This window comes from Alkalicella caledoniensis (assembly GCF_014467015.1).
Lineage (GTDB): Bacteria > Bacillota > Proteinivoracia > Proteinivoracales > Proteinivoracaceae > Alkalicella > Alkalicella caledoniensis.
This window is the reverse complement of the sequence record NZ_CP058559.1, coordinates 313285-330520: the sequence shown is the minus strand read 5'-3', so window position 1 is coordinate 330520 and position 17236 is coordinate 313285. Positions and strand designations below refer to the sequence as shown.

The window sequence follows — 17236 nt, the reverse complement described above, 5'->3', positions numbered from 1 at the left end:
TTTTCTTTGAAACGGATATAGAGGTGAGAGGCTATGAGCAAAAGAGATTTTTACGACGTGCTAGGTGTCAAAAAAGACTCCAGCCAAGATGAGATAAAAAAAGCATATAGAACAATGGCTAGAAAATACCACCCTGATGTTAACCCAGGGGACCAAGAAGCTGAGACCAAGTTTAAAGAGGCAAAGGAAGCTTACGAGACCCTTTCTGATTCTCAAAAACGTCAATTCTACGATCAATTTGGGCATCAAGATCCAAGCCAAGGTCAGGGAGGCTTTGGAGGTCAGGGATTCGGTGGACAAGGTTTTGGAGGTTTTGAAGACATATTTGAATCCTTCTTTGGAGGAGGATTTAATCAAACTGCTAGACGTGGCCCACAAAGGGGAGCTGATCTGCGCTATGATATTTCAATTAGCTTTGAAGAAGCAGCCTTTGGTGTAGAAAAAGAAGTGACTTTACAAAAAATGGGCACATGTAAAAAGTGTGAAGGAACTGGGGCTAAAACTCAAAGTTCTGTAAAAACATGCCCAACCTGTAAAGGAGCTGGACAGGTTCAATATGCTCAAAACACGCCCTTTGGCAGAATCGTAAATTCAAGAACTTGTACCCAATGTAATGGGGAAGGTTCGATTATAAAGGACCCATGCCCAGTGTGTCACGGCAGGGGAAAAAAACAAGTTAATAAGACCATTAACATTAAAGTTCCAGCTGGTATTGACAATGGCTCGAGGCTTAGGGTTCAAAATGAAGGCGAGCCAGGAGACAAAGGTGGACCACCAGGTGATTTATATGTATTTATAAATGTACAGCCCCATGAGGTATTTACCCGCCACGGAAACGAAATACTTATCGAAGAGGAAATAAGCTACGTACAAGCAGCCTTAGGTGTTAGTATAGAAGTACCAACACTAGATGGTAAAGCTAAACTTAAAATTCCTGCTGGCACCCAAAGCGGAACCATGTTTAAACTACGTGGAAAAGGCATCCCTTACTTGCGTGGAGTAGGACGAGGGGATCAACACGTTAAAGTTAACGTAGAGATTCCTAAGACACTAGGGGAAGAAGAAAAAGAATTGCTGAAAAAGCTGGCTGAGATTCGGGGAGAAAGTGTAGAAAGTGCCCCAAAGGGATTATTCAATAGAGTGAAGGATGCTTTAAACAAAAATTCCTAAACTCCAGCAAAGCAAATTAAAGGAGTGACTGTTTTGGACTGGTTAGAAGTAAAGATTAACACAGAACCACTATATTCAGAGGCGATATGTAACTTTATTCATGAAATGGGTGTAGGCGGAGTAGTTATAGAAGATCAACAAACTGTAGAAAAATATATCGAAAGTAAAGTATGGGATTATTACAGTGAAGAGGTACATGTATTAGCACAAGGAGTTACTTTAAAATGCTACTTGCCCACAAATTTACAAATGCTAGATACATTATCAGCCATCAGAAGTTATGTAGCTTCCTTAGAGGAATCTGACGAGTTCAGTGTTACAACCACTCAAGTTTCTGAACAGGACTGGGAAAATCATTGGAAAAAATACTACAAAACAGTCCATGTCACTCCTCAACTTGTAATAAAACCTCGGTGGGAAGAATACACCCCAAAACCCAGTGAAAAAGTAATTGAACTAGATCCTGGCATGGCCTTTGGTACTGGAACACACCCAACCACAAACCTGTGTATGAAAAAAATAAGTACTTTGGTTAATGAAGGGGATAAATGTATAGACGTAGGCTGTGGTTCAGGAATTCTTTCCATTGCTGCTGCTCTTTTTGGAGCACAGGTTATAGGGTTAGATATCGACCCACAAGCAGTAAAATGTGCAAAGGAAAATGTTGAACTAAACAAAGTGCAAGACAAAGTGGAAATAAAAGAAGGCAATCTACTGTCAAAAGACCTGCCAAAATGTGATATTTTAGTGGCCAATATCATTGCTGATGTGATACTAAACCTGATACCACAAACACATTCAGTGCTAAAAGACAATGGATTTATTGTTTTGTCGGGTATAATATTGCATAGGCAAAGGGATATTATAGAATGCCTAAACAATTATAACTATGCAATAAAAGATATAGAAATAGACGGAGAATGGGTAGCAATCACAGCCCAAAGGATGGGATAACATGTTTAGATTATCTGTTGATCAAGATTTAAGCTTAGGATGCCAGTTAACTATTACCGGGGAAGAACACCACTATATAACTAAGGTACTAAGGTTAAAAGAAGACGATCAAATCATTGTTTTCAACCAAACCGAGGAATATATATCCTCGGTTTCTTCACAATCAAAAAAAGATCTGGTATTAAGGGTAGAAAAGCAGCTACAAAATACCAGTGAGCCAAAAGCTCAAGTGGTCTTAGCCTTTGGATACCTTAAAGGTGAAAAAATGGATTGGGTAATACAAAAAGCCACAGAGTTAGGTGTAACTGAGCTGTGGCCAGTTATAACAAAAAGATCCATAGTTAAAATAGTCAGTGAAAAGAAAAATGATAAAAAAGTAGAAAGATTCTTCAAGATAGCCAAAGAAGCTACTGAGCAAAGTGGTAGGTTAAAAATACCTAAGATACATATTTTTAACTCCCTAAAAGAATTTGCCCAAAAAATTGAACAAAATGACACTCTTCTAATACCTTGGGAAAAAGAAACATCGAAAACTATCCCAAGGGACATCCTAGCAGACACTAAAGGTAGAATAATCATATTTATCGGTCCAGAAGGTGGGTTAGACAAAGAAGAGATAGATTTTTTAAAAAATGGGCATCCAATCACATTAGGTAAAAGAATTTTAAGGGCAGAAACAGCTTGCATAGCAGCCACAACAACAGTAATGTATATCCTCGGAGAGCTTGGAGGCGTTTAATATGGGAAAAGTTGCATTCATGACATTAGGATGTAAAGTAAATCAAGATGAGACAGATAGCATAATGGAACTATTTCAGCAAAAAGGCTATGAAATTGTAGATTTTTCTGAAAAAGCAGATGTATATGTTATAAATACTTGCACAGTAACACAGGTTGGTAGTAAAAAATCCAGACAAATGATAAGAAGGGCCCATAGGCTTAACCCACAAGCTTTGATAGCTGTTACTGGCTGTTATTCACAAACAGCCAGTGAAGAGGTTGCAAAAATACCTGGGGTGGGACTGATTGTAGGAAATAATCAAAAGCACAACATGGTAACACTAGTGGAACAACGCCTTGAAGAACAAGGCAGTAAAATTCTAGTGGCACCACGTCATGAACTAAATGAATTTCACTCCCTGCCCCTTGCTACCCTTAGGCAGCGACACAGGGCTACACTTAAGATACAAGAAGGGTGCGACAACTTTTGCACGTATTGTATTGTTCCATATGCCCGTGGCCCCATAAGGAGTAAAGAGCTCGGGGAAGTGATCTTAGACTGTGAGAAGCTTGTACAAGAGGGGTATAAAGAGGTTGTCCTTACTGGCATACATTTAGGTTCATATGGGCGTGACCTTGATAGCCAAGTAAGTTTGGCAGATGTAGTTAACTCACTAGATAAAATTTCAGGCCTAAACAGAGTAAGACTAAGCTCTGTAGAACCAACTGATTTTAATACCCATTTATTAACGGCCATTAAATCCTCTAGTAATATATGCAACCATTTCCATGTGCCCCTTCAAAGTGGATGTGATAAAATACTGGATTTAATGGGCAGAAAATATACAACAGACCTTTACTTGCAAGTAATAAATGAACTTAGGGACCTTAAAAAAGATGTAGCTATAACTACAGATATCATGGTAGGGTTTCCAGGAGAAACTGAGACAGATTTTGATATAACTATGAATCTTGTTAAAAAAGCTAACTTTTCAGATATGCACGTATTCAAGTACTCCATCAGAGAAGGCACCCCTGCCAGTAAATTCAATGATCAAATACCCAACGTTATAAAAGAGCGGAGAAGTACTGAACTGATGAATCTTGGATTAGAACTTAAAAAAGAGTTCATCAATAGTTTTATAGGTAATAAAGTTGAAGTTTTATTTGAAAAGAAAAGTGACGAATATATTGAAGGACATACATCAAACTATATTGAAGTACGAGTAATAGGGGATGAAACACTATTAGGTAAAATTAGAGAAGTAGAAATAACAGAAATTATCGACCACAAGGCATTGGGGAAGCTTGTTTAAAAAAACCTATTTTATCACAAAAATTAAAAAAATGGTTCAACTAACAGCTAAAAACTAAAACTAAGAAACTAAATCAAATCAGGGTACACCCTTATGGGTTTACCCTGATTTTTATTTGGTCTAACCTATTCCCTTTTTCATCATAGAAGACCCAATTAGCATCCTTAGAATCCACATGTTGATCCTTAGGTAGTATGTAAATCTTGTAGTAAGCATTTTTTTCGCTACAGATTACATTTAGCACTTTGCGGCCTAGGTCGTCGTTACTAGTTAAAATGTTTTGGATTTGGAAGTTCATGGTTATAACTGCTACTTGGTTATTTGGATCAAAGGAATAATCAGGGTGTGAGATACTGTTATTTTGTAGAAAAGCAACCCAGCTTTCGGTATTGTCGATTATAACCAATTGCTTTTGTGGATATAATTTACCCTGCTCTACACTTACATAATGCACGTTATCTCCAGGTATACTCACAGGCTCAGCAGTAGAAAATAATGAGTCATAAACAGAAACAGTCACTAAAAGTACCAAAAGAATAAACAACGGAATGAGTCTTTTACCTTCAAAAACCATAACTTTTGACATAAAAGGTTCCCCCTTAATTTTTCTTCTAAATTTATATGCAACAAAGGGGATTATAATGCTATTTTTTGGGAACTAAGGGGTTAGGAGTCAGGAGTCAGGAGGTAACCCAGTTACACCCCAAAAGTATCTCCCACAAAAAAAGGAATTTTTATCCTGTATATAGAAATACTATACTAGAGGGGGTGAGACCTATGGACTGTTTATTTTGTAATATAGCATCTGGAAAAATTGGTGCTGAGCTACTACACGAAGATCCTCACACAGTAGCCTTTAAAGATATACAACCACAAGCACCTGTGCACATACTAGTAATCCCTAAAAAGCACTACCCTAATATATTAGAAACAGACTCTCAGGAGATAAAACATATATTTGATGCAATCAAAAAAATCGCCAAAGAGCAAAACTTAGACGATGGCTTTAGGGTAGTAAATAATTGTGGAGAACTAGGTGGCCAAACAATAAATCACCTGCATTTTCACATACTTGGCAAAAGGCAACTAAAGTGGCCTCCAGGCTAAAAATAAGGTCAATAGGTTTTTATTGACAGTTTATATCCTTTTATGTATAATCCCACGTTTGACACTTGATGATTAAAAAAAGCCTGTAATCCCTTGAAAATAAAGGGTTTGTAGGCTTTAATTTTTGTCAAAAAAGTGAATAATGTTTTTTACTTCTTTGTATCTTTTAGAATCTTTTTCATCTTGCTTTTTGTTACAATTTGGTAGTCTGTGCGAAAGTCAAAGGCTTCATGTAAAGCATCGGTAAAATCGGTTCTAGTATATAAGGGCTCATATCCTTCTCCCTTAATTTCTTTGAAATTCATATCTCTTAATTCACTAATAATTTCATGACAGGTAAATTCCTCTTTAAGTCGCTTTTCTAGCATTCTATAGATGACTAAAGATATAAAGCATGTGCTGAAATGTGCTTCAATACGGTCATCTTTTTTTAAGAATACAGGTCTTGCTTTGAATTCACTTTTCATAATCCTAAAGCATTCCTCGATTTCCCATCTCCTGTGATTTACCTTAATTATTTCAGGTACATCATCCTCAAGATTTGTACAAACTCCATAAAAACCATCAAAAGCTTCTTCTTTTTGGATGATAGCTTGATCAATGCTGTATATTTCTTTCTTTGCAATTTCACCATCAGGAGTATAGCTCGTTTTATGAATAAATCTTTTGTAATCGTTAGCATTACATTTCTTGATTTTTGTCGGGTTTGTATCTATAGTCTTTTGAGCACGTTCTATTTGTGAGTTGCGGATTTTGCGCTGATAATCCCTGTATTTGATCGAATAAGTTACAATCAATCTTTGTTCAAAGCCATTTTCTTTGATCCAACGTTCTTTGAAATAGACCTTTGCACTTATTTTTGCTTTATCTTCAGGAGTAGCCTTATCTATCATTTCATCGAGTTCAGAAATATCATAGTTTTTTTTGCTGCCTGGAAGTTTCCAGCCATCAGGATCAAGAGCCCATTTCTTCAGGTGTGCTTTTAATTTTTTAATAGATTGTGTGGTAATAAAAGCTCGACCATCCTTGTCGTTAAACTTTCGATTAGCTTCTGAAGCCAACCCAGCATCTGTGCACACGATAAATTTAGAAAGCTCAAAATCAGAAACGATTTTCTTTTCCAATGGTTTTAGAGTCAGTTGCTCATTCATATTCCCCCTGTTAATGCTAAAAGCCAGAGGAATGCCATCCCCGTCCATGAATAGCCCCATTTGGACTATCGGGTTTGGTCTGTGTTCTTTTGACGGACCATACTGCTTTATACCATCTCCCTGCTCTATTTCAAAAAAGTAATTGGTGCAATCATAGTAAAGAACGCCGGTATTTCTTTTGGAGACCTTCAAGCTATTTTTGTACAAGGAGGACTGGATAAAGTCTGTCTCCTTAGCAAGAATTTCAAGAGCTCTGTATATTTGATGCAAATCATATTTGGGTTGTTCTATAAACTTTTTAGAAAGCTCATATGTAGCAAGTTTTGAAGAAGGGAAGATAATTCTACCGTAAATAAGCCTGGAAAGAATCGAGTCTAAATCAAAATCAAACTTATATTTTTGTGATATTTCCATACAAATCTTGTGTAGCCCAAGATCATGATATATTTTTTGCAGGAATAGGTAACCGCCGTTAAACAAGCGTGGTTCACCTTTATCAATAAGTTTTGAGGGGGAGTACTTTACAAGAACTTCCCTTTTTTCTTCCTTTTCTTTTTTGTTAAGTTCTTCTACGTAATTTTTTGCCCATTCTATGGGATCTTGGTCGATTAATTTTTTTTCTAAATCAGCAACGGTACCGAGCTTTTCAACAACTTTAGAAGAGCGCTTTCCATTTTCGTAAATAGACTTAACCACATATAAAGATGCGGCATTTTTTGAACTAACAATTTGTAGTCTCATTTTTTTACACCACCCTTACAAACAACTACTTATATCATAACACATTGTTAAACATTGTGCACTAAAAATATGTAAAGTTTGACAAAAAAATAAGCCTATATTAAGGCTTACAAGAACTTTTCATCTATTCAACTGTCAAAGACCCGAAACAGACTCTCAGGAGATAAAACATATATTTGATGCAATCAAAAAAATCGCCAAAGAGCAAAACTTAGACGATGGCTTTAGGGTAGTAAATAATTGTGGAGAACTAGGTGGCCAAACAATAAATCACCTGCATTTTCACATACTTGGCAAAAGGCAACTAAAGTGGCCTCCAGGCTAAAAATAAGGTCAATAGGTTTTTATTGACAGTTTATATCCTTTTATGTATAATGATATTGTTATATAAAATTTTACACTATATATCCAGTACAATTCATGTAATACATTGTATGGTTTGTAGCGAGGGGAGGGAAACTAAGGTGGCTGAAGTTAAACTTGGCAAAAACGAGTCGCTGGATAATGCCCTAAGGCGTTTTAAACGCTCATGCCAACGCTCAGGCGTTCTCTCAGAACTCCGCAAAAGAGAATTCTATGATAAACCAAGCGTTAAGCGTAAGAAAAAAGCAGAGGCAGCAAAAAAGAAAAAGAAGTTCTAAAAGGGAGGATACTCCATGAACTTGGTTGATCGCCTGACGGCAGATATGAAAACTGCCATGAAATCCAAAGACAAATTAGCTCTGTCTGTTATTCGAATGATGCGTTCAGAAATGAAGTATGCAGAAATCTCTAAAGGTAATCCCTTGACAGATGATGAAATCATTGATGTTCTTAGTAGAGAATGTAAAAAGCGTCGTGACTCTATTGAAGAGTATGTAAAAGCCGACCGCGAAGATGTAGCTACCCAGCTTCAGCAAGAAGTTGAGATAATTAGTGCATATCTACCTGAGCAGCTCTCTAAAGAAGAAGTAGAGAGTATAATAGATAAAGCAATCAAGGAAACTAACGTTTCTTCTATAAAAGAAATGGGCAAGTTGATGCAAGCGGTAATGCCTCAAGTAAAAGGAAAAGCCGATGGAAAACTTGTCAACCAATTAGTAAAAGAAAAGCTATCCTAATAGGATAGCTTTTTTAATCTAAATTAGGTTACTCATTATAAATCCAGGGTATCAGAGTTAATATATAAATGTTTACACTTTCGACCCGCCTTACATATCTCTTGGTTTACATGGTGTTTTTTTTAGTTGGTGTTGATGGTGTCCAAAGGTTTTATTATCTTAGTGTGATAGTGTTCCGTTTTTAGTGAAGTTAGTTTGTTTTTTAGCCCAAAGGTAATTCCCCATCTTTCAATACCTAAATATTACATATATTTTTGTAAATAATAAGAAAGATGCAGGAATCTGTCCTGTTAATCTAGAATTAAACATATAATAAGTTGTATTAATATTAATGATTGTCAATTAGGAGATTATAATTCCTAATACTATTTCATAAAAAGGTGGTGGGTTAATGAAAAGATTATATTCTTTTGTTTTAATAATAACGGTTTTATCCCTTATGTTTATTCCAAATACTGCAAATGCCAGTGACAAGTTAGTTTATGTTGTACCAGTTCAGGGGGCTATAGATGGAGCACTACCTAGGGTGTTAAATAGGGCCATAAACGAAGCTGAGATGTCTGGTGCTGATATAATAATCCTTGAAATAAATTCCCCTGGTGGTTATGTAAATGAAGCTGGGGAGATAAAAGATATTATACTAGCTTCTAAAGTTCCCATATATGCATTTGTGAACAACGACGCCTTTTCTGCCGCAGCTTTTTTAGCTTTGGCATGTGATCGTATATACATGACTCCTACTGGTACCATGGGAGATGCAGAGGTAATAACTGGAGATGGGGAAAGGGCATCCGAAAAAATAATATCTGCTTGGGATGGACAGATGAGAACCCTAGCTGAAGCTAATGGAAGGGATCCAGAGATAGCTTCAGCCATGGTGCGTAGGGAAATAGAAATAGAAGGTTTAGTAGGAGCAGGTCAACTTCTAACACTAACCTCTTTACAAGCCTCACAGTATGGTTATAGCGAAGGTACGTATAGAACCCTCGAAGAACTCCTTACGGATCTAACATACGGTGATGCAACTGTTTATACTTTCTCACAAGCGTGGGCAGAAAGACTAGCTAGATTTGTTACAAACCCACAAATAGCATCACTGTTACTGGCTGTGGGAATGGCTGCCCTTGTTTTAGAAATCTTTACAGCAGGCTTTGGTGTTGCAGGTATAGTTTCAATATCGGCATTTGTCTTGTTTTTCGGAGGACACATCATAGCAGGCTTTGCAAATTGGGAATATATAATCATATTTTTACTGGGGATCGGCTTATTAATAGCCGAAATTTTCGTAGCCGGATTCGGCTTATTGGGAGCAGGAGGGATTACTTTGGTATTTGTTAGTGTAATATTTACCGCTCGAACTTTCTCTGAAGGTGTGATGATGCTTGGCTTAGCTAGTCTTTTCACCATTTTATTATTGTTTGCCTTTTGGAAAGTTCTATCTAAGACAAAAGTTTGGGATAGACTAGTTCTCAAACAAAAGGAAAATGTGGAAGAAGGCTATGTGGCATCAACTAAATATGAGGAATTACTAAACAAAGATGGAATAGCAATAACACCCCTTAGACCTGCTGGAACAGTAGAAATAGAAGGCAGACGATATGACGTGGTGACTGAAGGTGGCTATATTTCTTCTGGCGATAAGATTAATGTTATCAAAGTCGGGAGTAACAATATAGTAGTAAAAAAAAATGATTAGGAGGTTTTGAACATGACAGAAACTATGATTTTTGTACTTGTGTTTATAGGTCTAGGTATTTTCTTCTTATCTTTGATCTTAAGCTTTGTACCAGTTGGACTGTGGATTTCAGCATGGGCAGCAGGTGTTAGAATTGGATTATTTAACCTTGTTGGTATGAGATTTAGAAAAGTTATTCCCGCAAGAATTGTTAATCCATTAATTAAAGCTAATAAAGCTGGTCTGGATTTAGTAATCGATAAGTTAGAAGCCCACTACCTAGCAGGTGGAAATGTTGATAGAGTTGTAAACGCTCTTATAGCCGCACAAAGGGCAGATATCGACCTAGGCTTTGAAAGGGCTACTGCCATTGACTTAGCTGGTAGAGATGTACTTCAAGCTGTTCAAATGAGTGTTAATCCTAAAGTAATCGAGACACCAGTTGTTGCAGCCGTTGCAAAAGACGGTATTGAAGTAAAAGCAAGGGCCAGGGTAACAGTTAGAGCCAACATCGACAGATTAGTAGGTGGAGCTGGCGAAGAAACAATTATCGCTAGGGTTGGTGAAGGTATTGTTACAACCATTGGTTCTGCAACAACCCACAAAGAGGTATTAGAAAACCCAGATGCCATTTCTAAGAACGTACTTAACCGTTCACTGGACTCTGGTACAGCTTTCCAAATCCTATCCATTGATATCGCTGACGTTGACGTCGGTAAAAATATTGGTGCTGAGTTACAAACAGATCAAGCAGAAGCTGATAAGCGAATAGCTCAAGCTAAAGCTGAAGAGAGAAGAGCAATGGCTGTAGCTCAAGAACAAGAGATGAAAGCAAAAGTACAAGAGATGCGTGCTAAGGTTGTTGAGGCAGAAGCCGATGTTCCTAGAGCAATGGCTCAAGCCTTAAGGGAAGGTAATCTAGCAGTTATGGATTACTATCAACTTCGCAACATAAATGCAGATACACAAATGAGAGAATCAATTTCAAAGGGGTCTAAAGACGATAAAGGCAACTCTGGTAAGTAGGTGTAATGAACTATGGAACTGATACTTTTTATCATCTTTGGAGTGGTTTTTTCACTAATAAAATCTTTCGCAGAACAGGGTAAAGGGCAAAAACCCGTCATTCAACCCACAAAGATTGAAAGATACCCTGAAGAAGCTAGGCCAAAGGAAAAACCAAAAGAAATAAAGCCTAGAACGATTGAAAAAACAATCAACACCCCTAAACCATCAAGAAGAAGAATAGAACCAACTACTAAATACGAAGATATTGAACTTCAGGTTCAGGATTTAGATGAAGAAGAAGGCTCTGGCCTGATATTTGAAAACACTGACGACGTAGTCAAAGGAATAATCATGTCAGAAATCCTAGAATCACCAAGGTTTAAAAAACCGCATAAATTCCGTTAAAAAAAGAAGCGCAACCGCGCTTCTTTTTTTGTTTGAAAGAACAAAGTCATTATATAAAGAAGCAAAATAACTACACAGTACATAGTCTGCGTTGTAGCACCCAACTCCTAACTCTAGTTCCCAACTTAAAAAAAGAGTTATAGCATTGGCTTTTTTCGCATAATTTTATATAGAATAGGAGGTGTTGTTCATGGCGGCTTCAGGAGATAAAATTAAGCGAGGTATAGCAGATTTTTTTGATGTTCCAAAGGATATTGTTCTCAACTTACCTCGAATAATTGTAATAGGCCAACTGCAACTATATATAGAAAATCATCAAGGTATAAGGGAGTTTAAGGAAAACTTAGTCAAAATACGTTTGCCCCAGGGTGAATTAGAAATCAAAGGAACAAATCTAGTTATAAGAAACATCTATAGTGAAGACCTTATGATTGACGGTGAGATAAAATCCATAGAATTTATAAATATAGAAGGTGAAAAATAATGTTCATATTAAGTTTATTGTATTTTTTAAAGGGTTATGTAACAATAAGAGTCTATGGAAGAAAAGCTGAAAGGCTAATAAATATTGCCATCGAAAGAAAAATTCACCTTTGGAATATAAGGCGCGGGAATAAATATATTAGGCTAAACCTTACCATAAACGGGTATAAGGAACTTTGGTATGTGTGTAGAAAACTTAACATACAAATTCGTCTTACAAAAAAGAGGGGACTTCCCTTCCTTTTACATAAACTATTGCGGAGAAAAATATTTGCATTTGGTCTAATTTTGTTTATACTAACATTATACCTATTATCTTCCTTTATTTGGTTTGTGGAAGTAAAAGGGATTGAGACTATAAATAACCAAGAATTTACCCAATATTTAAAGGATCATAATCTAAGCCCTGGAGTATTTAAATACAAATTAGACAGTGCAGACTTAGAGCAGAAACTGAAAGTAAAATATCCTGAGATAGCTTGGGTTTCCATTAACATGACAGGTACCCAAGTTTTAGTGGAAGTAGTTGAAAAAGACCCAGCGGATGCTTCGGAAAAGGGTCCCTCTAACCTCATAGCATCCAAAGATGGTGTTATAAATAAAATTCTAGTACTTTCCGGTGAGAGGCAAGTTGAACAAGGTCAGACAGTTACTAAAGGGCAAGTACTTGTAACAGGTCAGATGTTTAATGAAGAGTCCCGTACCCATATGCAAGTAAGGTCTTTTGGTATAGTTGCAGCACTAGTCTGGTATGATGGCTATGGAGAAGCGAAAAATGAAGAAACTGTATACACTGAAACTGAAAACACCCATAAGGTGACATACATAAGTGCCTTAGGAAGAAAGATAAAGGTACCTGGTAAACAGGTTCCCTTTGAAAAATATAATCAAAAGGAAGAAATTGATGTACTGAAAATAGGTAAGTCAAAGCTACCCTTACAAGTAATAACAGTTACCTATAATGAGGTAGTTTCAAAAAAAGTAAAATATAGCCCAAACCAGATGGAAACCCTAGCAAGGGAAAGGGCAATAGAAGCAGCAGAAGCAAAATTACCTAAAGATATATCTGTGGAAGATAAAACCATCACTGTTATCGAAAAGGAACCTAATATAGTAAGGGTTAAAGTTATTTTAGAAACCATAGAGGATATTGGGCAGATACAAAGAATTAATTAAAATATAAGACTTTAGGAGGTCAAACTTTGACATCAATAGAGAATATATCCATAGACAATTACCAAATTTTTAGGGGATTAAATTCCTTAGGACAAAAAAACATAGCTAAACTTGAACAGTGCTATGATATCCGTATAAATATACACAGTGAAGGTGTTGAATTAACTGGAGAGAAAGCCAAAGCTGTCAGGGAAATTATATCTGAGATAATATCATTGATAGATGAGAATGGATACCTAGATGATCAGCAAGCTGGCTACTTAATAAACATGAAAGTAAAGGGTGAATCACTAAACATGGTTGAACTGCAAGAAGTTATCATAACAAACTTTAAAGGGAAAAAGATCAAGCCAAAAACAATAGGTCAGATAAAATATATAAATTCAATCAAAAAAAATGATATAATATTTGGTATAGGCCCTGCGGGTACAGGTAAAACCTACCTAGCCATAGCCATGGCTGTAAGGGCACTGAAGGAGAAAAAGGTAAACAAGATCATCCTGACCCGTCCTGCAATAGAGGCAGGGGAAAAACTAGGTTTTTTGCCTGGAGACCTGCAAGAGAAGGTAGACCCATATTTAAGGCCATTATACGATGGTCTTAACGATATGCTAGGGCAGGAAGTCTTCCAAAGATACATGGAGAAGGGTATAATAGAAGTAGCACCCCTTGCATATATGAGGGGAAGAACACTGGAAGGATCCTTTATAATATTAGATGAAGCTCAAAACACCACTCCAGAACAAATGAAGATGTTTTTAACACGATTCGGTTATGGTTCGAAGGCTATTATAACAGGTGATGTGACTCAGATAGATTTACCAAAGGGAAAATTTTCAGGTTTAAAACAAGTAAGTAAAGTGCTAAAGGATATAGAGGGGTTAGAATTTGTATACCTCACTGACTCAGATGTGGTGAGGCACCCTATAGTAACTGCCATAATACAAGCCTACGAAAAAACACAATAAGAACTAGAGGTGGGGGAAAGTGATTAACTTTATTAACAAATTCAAAGGTAAAAGTTCAATGATTCTTAGAAAGTCCAAGCCATATCGCTATCTAATATGCATACTGGTTTTTATGACAACTTATGCATTATTAGCCATGGGACTACTGCCTGAAAAATACTCATTAGAAGTAGCTCAAGTTTCCCCAGCCACAATTTATGCCCCTAGAACAGTTGTGGACCCGTACTTAACAAAACTTGCTGAAGATGAAGCCGTTGCTGCAGTCCCAGAGGTATATAACCTAGAGGCCTCAATAACAGTGGCTGCTTTAAGTGGGTTAAACCAAACTTATGCATCCTTAGAAGAAGCAGCCATAGAAGAAGATCCGCAAGAGCAAGAACTACTACTACAAGCAATAAAAGAGAACCTATCAGAAGAAATTGAAATAAGTCACGTCCGTAAGTTTATTAACTTAACTAGTGAACAAAGGGAATACATCTATACAAACACATATGAAATACTAGAGCGTAACTTAAGCCAAGGGATAAAAATTGAAAGCATTGACAGGGCAAAAAATCAAGTCATAAATGAGTTAACACTTCTAACAACAGACAGGGATATAAGGGATCTTTTGATAGATATAAACGTACCCCTAGTAAGGGCAAATTTATTATACTCTGCAGAAGCCACTGAAAGGGATAGACGTCAAGCCCTAAATGAAGTAACTGAGGTTAAGATACTTAAAGACACAAAAATTATAGATCAAGGTGAGGTTGTAACAGAGCTTCACATAAGACAGCTTGAGGCTCTTGGTCTACAAGAAACTTCCAGTCAAGACTTTGGATATTACCTTGGGCTTGCGTTACTTATTGGTATTGTATTTATAATCATAGGTGTATATTTGAATATCTACAATCAGAGTATACTTGTAGACTCACATAAGCTGCTACTTTTGGGAATTATCTTTTGCCTAACCTTACTATTATCTAAAGCTTTTAGCTATTTCTCAGCCTACCTGATTCCCATAACACTAGCACCTTTACTTATTACCATATTATTTGATAGAAATATTGCTTTACTCCTTACAATTCCACTAGCAATTTTTTCAGGTATTATAGTTGGGAATGAATTTACCTATATTATACTTGCGCTGACGTCTGGCACAGTAGCAGTGTTTTCTGTGAGAAAGGTGAATCAACGCTCTGACTTAACCCGTGCCGGAGTTATAATAGCAGCTGCAAACGGCTTGACTTTAATAGCTCTTTCTTTACTAACAGGAAGTTTTCAAGGAGCAACAGACTTTATAAAAAACATATCATTGGATATAATAATGGGAATGGTGGCTGCATTACTATCTAGCATACTTACCATCGGTATACTACCTTTTTTAGAAAGTGCATTTGGTGTAACCACTTCCATCCGTTTACTAGAACTGGCTAATCCAAATAATGGTGCTTTGAAAAGACTATTGATAGAGACGCCAGGAACTTACCACCACAGCATTATAGTTGGTAATTTAGCAGAAGCTGCAGCTGAAGAAGTAGGAGCCGATCCTATCCTTGCTAGGGTAGGTGCATATTATCATGATATAGGTAAAGTATCTGAACCATATTATTTTATTGAAAATCAGCTTGGCAATGAAAATATTCATGATAGTATGAAACCCCTAGAGAGCTCAAAAATTATAACTAATCACGCCAAAGAAGGTGTGAGTATAGCATCGAAGTTTGGTTTGCCACCAGTAATTATAGATCTAATTCAGCAGCATCATGGTACCACAAAAATAGCTTATTTCTACCACAAAGCTAAAGAACAAGGTGAAGGAGAAATAAACGAATCAGACTTTAGATATCCTGGACCAAAACCACAGACAAAGGAAGCTGCTATAATTATGCTAGCTGACTCCGTGGAAGCCGCAGTAAGGTCTTTAAAACAGCCAACAAAAGATAAAATTAATGACATTATTTCCACAATTATTGAGGATAAAATTCAAGATGGTCAGTTAGATCAATGTGACCTAACCCTAGCTGATATTAAAAAGATTAAAGAGAAATTCGCTAAAGTTTTACTGGGAATATTCCATCAGAGAATCCAATACCCACAAAAATAAGGAGGAGTTATATTAGTGATATATCCAGTTATAGATTCAATCGATAATATTGAAATAGACCAAGAACATGAAGAACTCATAGAAAAGGTATGTGGACAAGTAGTACAAACAGAAAATATACAAGGGGACTTTGAAGTAAATATCATCTTTGTGGATGATCCCTTTATAAAAAATCTTAACAAAAAGTTTCGAGGGAAAGACTACCCTACAGATGTATTGTCCTTTCCCTTTGACGTACCAGAATTTATGGGGGAAATATATATATCCATAGATACTGCCAGAAGGCAGGCACAGGAGTATCAACATAGTCTGACAAGGGAAATTGCTTTTCTTACAGTTCATGGTTTGTTACACCTTTTAGGCTATGATCATGGCGATGAACCTGATGAGGAAATGAGAAAGAAAGAGGAAGAAGTACTTCAAAGGCTAAATATAGTCAGGGGGTAATTTTTTGGAACTAAAAAAAGTACTGCATAGTTTCCGCTATGCAGTAGATGGTATAATCTACAGTGTTAAAACTCAACGAAATATGAGAATTCACTATTTTGTGGCGTTAGTAGTTCTACTATTAGGATTTATTGTCAGACTTTCTAGTTTAGAGCTGGCAGTATTGTTTTTTACTGTTTCCTTAGTTATTTCCCTAGAGCTAATAAACACTGCAGTTGAAGCTACCATTGATCTTATAACAGACAAATATCACCCCCTTGCAAAAATAGCTAAAAATGTTGCTGCTGGTGCTGTATTAGTGGGGTCCATAAACGCCATAGCAGTGGGATATGTACTATTTCATGATAAGTTTGAGCTAATAACAGAAAACATACTATTATCCATACGGGGATTACCCATGTATTTATATGTTAGTATCATAGGTATACTTATGTTATTGATAATAATAATAAAGGCAGTTTTTTACGATATAAAATCTAAAGTAGGCTTACCCAGTGGGCAAACTGCCGTTGCATTTGCCTTCGGGGTAGCCGTGCTTTTTATTTCCGAGAATTTGTTTTTGACCATGTGCAGCTTCGCCATATCACTAATGATTGCCCAAAACCGCCTTTCCCACAATAGCCATTCATTTTTTGAAGTTATGGTAGGAGCTATTTTAGGCACTTTATTTGCACTGGTACTTTTCAGTGTTTTTTAGTAATACAATGGGGATTTAGGGTGGAAAAT

Annotated in this window: 19 protein-coding genes; 17 read left to right on the top strand and 2 right to left on the bottom strand. The window is 36.6% G+C overall.

Annotated features, from left to right (window positions below; genetic code table 11):
- Positions 1–33 precede the first annotated feature (33 nt).
- The 4 genes from dnaJ to mtaB are packed head-to-tail and all read left to right on the top strand — an operon-like array spanning position 34 to position 4160.
- A complete protein-coding gene (gene dnaJ / locus HYG86_RS01685) occupies positions 34–1170 on the top strand; it encodes a molecular chaperone DnaJ (RefSeq protein WP_213167238.1) in 1137 nt (378 codons plus the stop codon).
- A 33-nt stretch (positions 1171–1203) separates the two neighbouring features.
- The gene (prmA, locus tag HYG86_RS01680; protein WP_213167237.1) at positions 1204–2124 is read left to right on the top strand and encodes a 50S ribosomal protein L11 methyltransferase; all 921 of its coding nucleotides are present in this window, start codon (positions 1204–1206) and stop codon (positions 2122–2124) included.
- A gap of 1 nt (position 2125) precedes the next feature.
- Positions 2126–2863: a 16S rRNA (uracil(1498)-N(3))-methyltransferase gene (locus HYG86_RS01675; RefSeq protein ID WP_213167236.1), complete on the top strand. Its 738-nt coding sequence runs from the start codon at positions 2126–2128 to the stop codon at positions 2861–2863.
- Position 2864: 1 nt separating this feature from the next.
- Positions 2865–4160, top strand: a complete 1296-nt coding sequence (gene mtaB, locus HYG86_RS01670; RefSeq protein WP_213167235.1) for a tRNA (N(6)-L-threonylcarbamoyladenosine(37)-C(2))-methylthiotransferase MtaB — start codon at positions 2865–2867, stop codon at positions 4158–4160.
- Between the two features lie 91 nt (positions 4161–4251).
- On the opposite strand, the gene HYG86_RS01665 is transcribed toward mtaB, so the two are convergent.
- On the bottom strand, positions 4252–4746 hold the full coding sequence (locus HYG86_RS01665) for a hypothetical protein (RefSeq protein WP_213167234.1): 495 nt from the start codon (positions 4744–4746) through the stop codon (positions 4252–4254).
- A gap of 191 nt (positions 4747–4937) precedes the next feature.
- Here HYG86_RS01665 and HYG86_RS01660 point away from each other — a divergent pair, with 191 nt between their 5' ends.
- Positions 4938–5267, top strand: a complete 330-nt coding sequence (locus HYG86_RS01660) for a histidine triad nucleotide-binding protein (RefSeq protein WP_213167233.1) — start codon at positions 4938–4940, stop codon at positions 5265–5267.
- A gap of 149 nt (positions 5268–5416) precedes the next feature.
- On the opposite strand, the gene HYG86_RS01655 is transcribed toward HYG86_RS01660, so the two are convergent.
- Entirely contained in the window at positions 5417–7159 is a 1743-nt protein-coding gene (locus tag HYG86_RS01655) for an IS1634 family transposase (RefSeq protein ID WP_213165411.1), read from the bottom strand.
- A 97-nt stretch (positions 7160–7256) separates the two neighbouring features.
- Here HYG86_RS01655 and HYG86_RS18250 point away from each other — a divergent pair, with 97 nt between their 5' ends.
- From HYG86_RS18250 to HYG86_RS01595, 12 genes are all read left to right on the top strand, one after another.
- A complete protein-coding gene (locus HYG86_RS18250) occupies positions 7257–7484 on the top strand; it encodes an HIT domain-containing protein (RefSeq protein WP_213169053.1) in 228 nt (75 codons plus the stop codon).
- Between the two features lie 139 nt (positions 7485–7623).
- The gene (gene rpsU, locus HYG86_RS01645; protein ID WP_213167232.1) at positions 7624–7800 is read left to right on the top strand and encodes a 30S ribosomal protein S21; all 177 of its coding nucleotides are present in this window, start codon (positions 7624–7626) and stop codon (positions 7798–7800) included.
- A gap of 15 nt (positions 7801–7815) precedes the next feature.
- Positions 7816–8259, top strand: coding sequence for a GatB/YqeY domain-containing protein (locus HYG86_RS01640; protein WP_213167231.1), 444 nt, complete (start codon positions 7816–7818; stop codon positions 8257–8259).
- 391 nt (positions 8260–8650) lie between these two features.
- Positions 8651–9955: an NfeD family protein gene (locus tag HYG86_RS01635; RefSeq protein ID WP_213167230.1), complete on the top strand. Its 1305-nt coding sequence runs from the start codon at positions 8651–8653 to the stop codon at positions 9953–9955.
- Between the two features lie 24 nt (positions 9956–9979).
- Complete coding sequence (gene floA / locus HYG86_RS01630) at positions 9980–10960, top strand: flotillin-like protein FloA (RefSeq protein ID WP_425489239.1); 981 nt, start codon at positions 9980–9982, stop codon at positions 10958–10960.
- Positions 10961–10972: 12 nt separating this feature from the next.
- A complete protein-coding gene (locus HYG86_RS01625) occupies positions 10973–11347 on the top strand; it encodes a hypothetical protein (protein ID WP_213167228.1) in 375 nt (124 codons plus the stop codon).
- A gap of 190 nt (positions 11348–11537) precedes the next feature.
- Complete coding sequence (gene yqfC / locus HYG86_RS01620; protein WP_213167227.1) at positions 11538–11831, top strand: sporulation protein YqfC; 294 nt, start codon at positions 11538–11540, stop codon at positions 11829–11831.
- Positions 11831–13006 (top strand): sporulation protein YqfD, encoded by a 1176-nt coding sequence (yqfD, locus tag HYG86_RS01615; RefSeq protein WP_213167226.1) that lies wholly within the window; start codon positions 11831–11833, stop codon positions 13004–13006. Before yqfC ends, yqfD begins: the two co-directional genes overlap by 1 nt.
- 26 nt (positions 13007–13032) lie before the next feature.
- On the top strand, positions 13033–13974 hold the full coding sequence (locus HYG86_RS01610; protein WP_246451853.1) for a PhoH family protein: 942 nt from the start codon (positions 13033–13035) through the stop codon (positions 13972–13974).
- 19 nt (positions 13975–13993) lie between these two features.
- A complete protein-coding gene (locus HYG86_RS01605; protein WP_213167225.1) occupies positions 13994–16063 on the top strand; it encodes an HD family phosphohydrolase in 2070 nt (689 codons plus the stop codon).
- Positions 16064–16078: 15 nt separating this feature from the next.
- Positions 16079–16510, top strand: coding sequence for an rRNA maturation RNase YbeY (gene ybeY / locus HYG86_RS01600; RefSeq protein WP_213167224.1), 432 nt, complete (start codon positions 16079–16081; stop codon positions 16508–16510).
- Positions 16511–16514: 4 nt separating this feature from the next.
- Complete coding sequence (locus tag HYG86_RS01595; RefSeq protein ID WP_213167223.1) at positions 16515–17207, top strand: diacylglycerol kinase; 693 nt, start codon at positions 16515–16517, stop codon at positions 17205–17207.
- Positions 17208–17236: the final 29 nt, after the last annotated feature.

Coding starts and splice junctions, on each gene's coding strand:
- HYG86_RS01640 (WP_213167231.1), top strand. CDS start 7,816: ATGAACTTGGTTGATCGCCTGACGGCAGATATGAAAACTGCCATGAAA.
- mtaB (WP_213167235.1), top strand. CDS start 2,865: ATGGGAAAAGTTGCATTCATGACATTAGGATGTAAAGTAAATCAAGAT.
- HYG86_RS01660 (WP_213167233.1), top strand. CDS start 4,938: ATGGACTGTTTATTTTGTAATATAGCATCTGGAAAAATTGGTGCTGAG.
- HYG86_RS01665 (WP_213167234.1), bottom strand. CDS start 4,746: ATGTCAAAAGTTATGGTTTTTGAAGGTAAAAGACTCATTCCGTTGTTT.
- yqfD (WP_213167226.1), top strand. CDS start 11,831: ATGTTCATATTAAGTTTATTGTATTTTTTAAAGGGTTATGTAACAATA.
- floA (WP_425489239.1), top strand. CDS start 9,980: ATGATTTTTGTACTTGTGTTTATAGGTCTAGGTATTTTCTTCTTATCT.
- dnaJ (WP_213167238.1), top strand. CDS start 34: ATGAGCAAAAGAGATTTTTACGACGTGCTAGGTGTCAAAAAAGACTCC.
- yqfC (WP_213167227.1), top strand. CDS start 11,538: ATGGCGGCTTCAGGAGATAAAATTAAGCGAGGTATAGCAGATTTTTTT.
- HYG86_RS01625 (WP_213167228.1), top strand. CDS start 10,973: ATGGAACTGATACTTTTTATCATCTTTGGAGTGGTTTTTTCACTAATA.
- HYG86_RS01655 (WP_213165411.1), bottom strand. CDS start 7,159: ATGAGACTACAAATTGTTAGTTCAAAAAATGCCGCATCTTTATATGTG.
- HYG86_RS01675 (WP_213167236.1), top strand. CDS start 2,126: ATGTTTAGATTATCTGTTGATCAAGATTTAAGCTTAGGATGCCAGTTA.
- HYG86_RS01635 (WP_213167230.1), top strand. CDS start 8,651: ATGAAAAGATTATATTCTTTTGTTTTAATAATAACGGTTTTATCCCTT.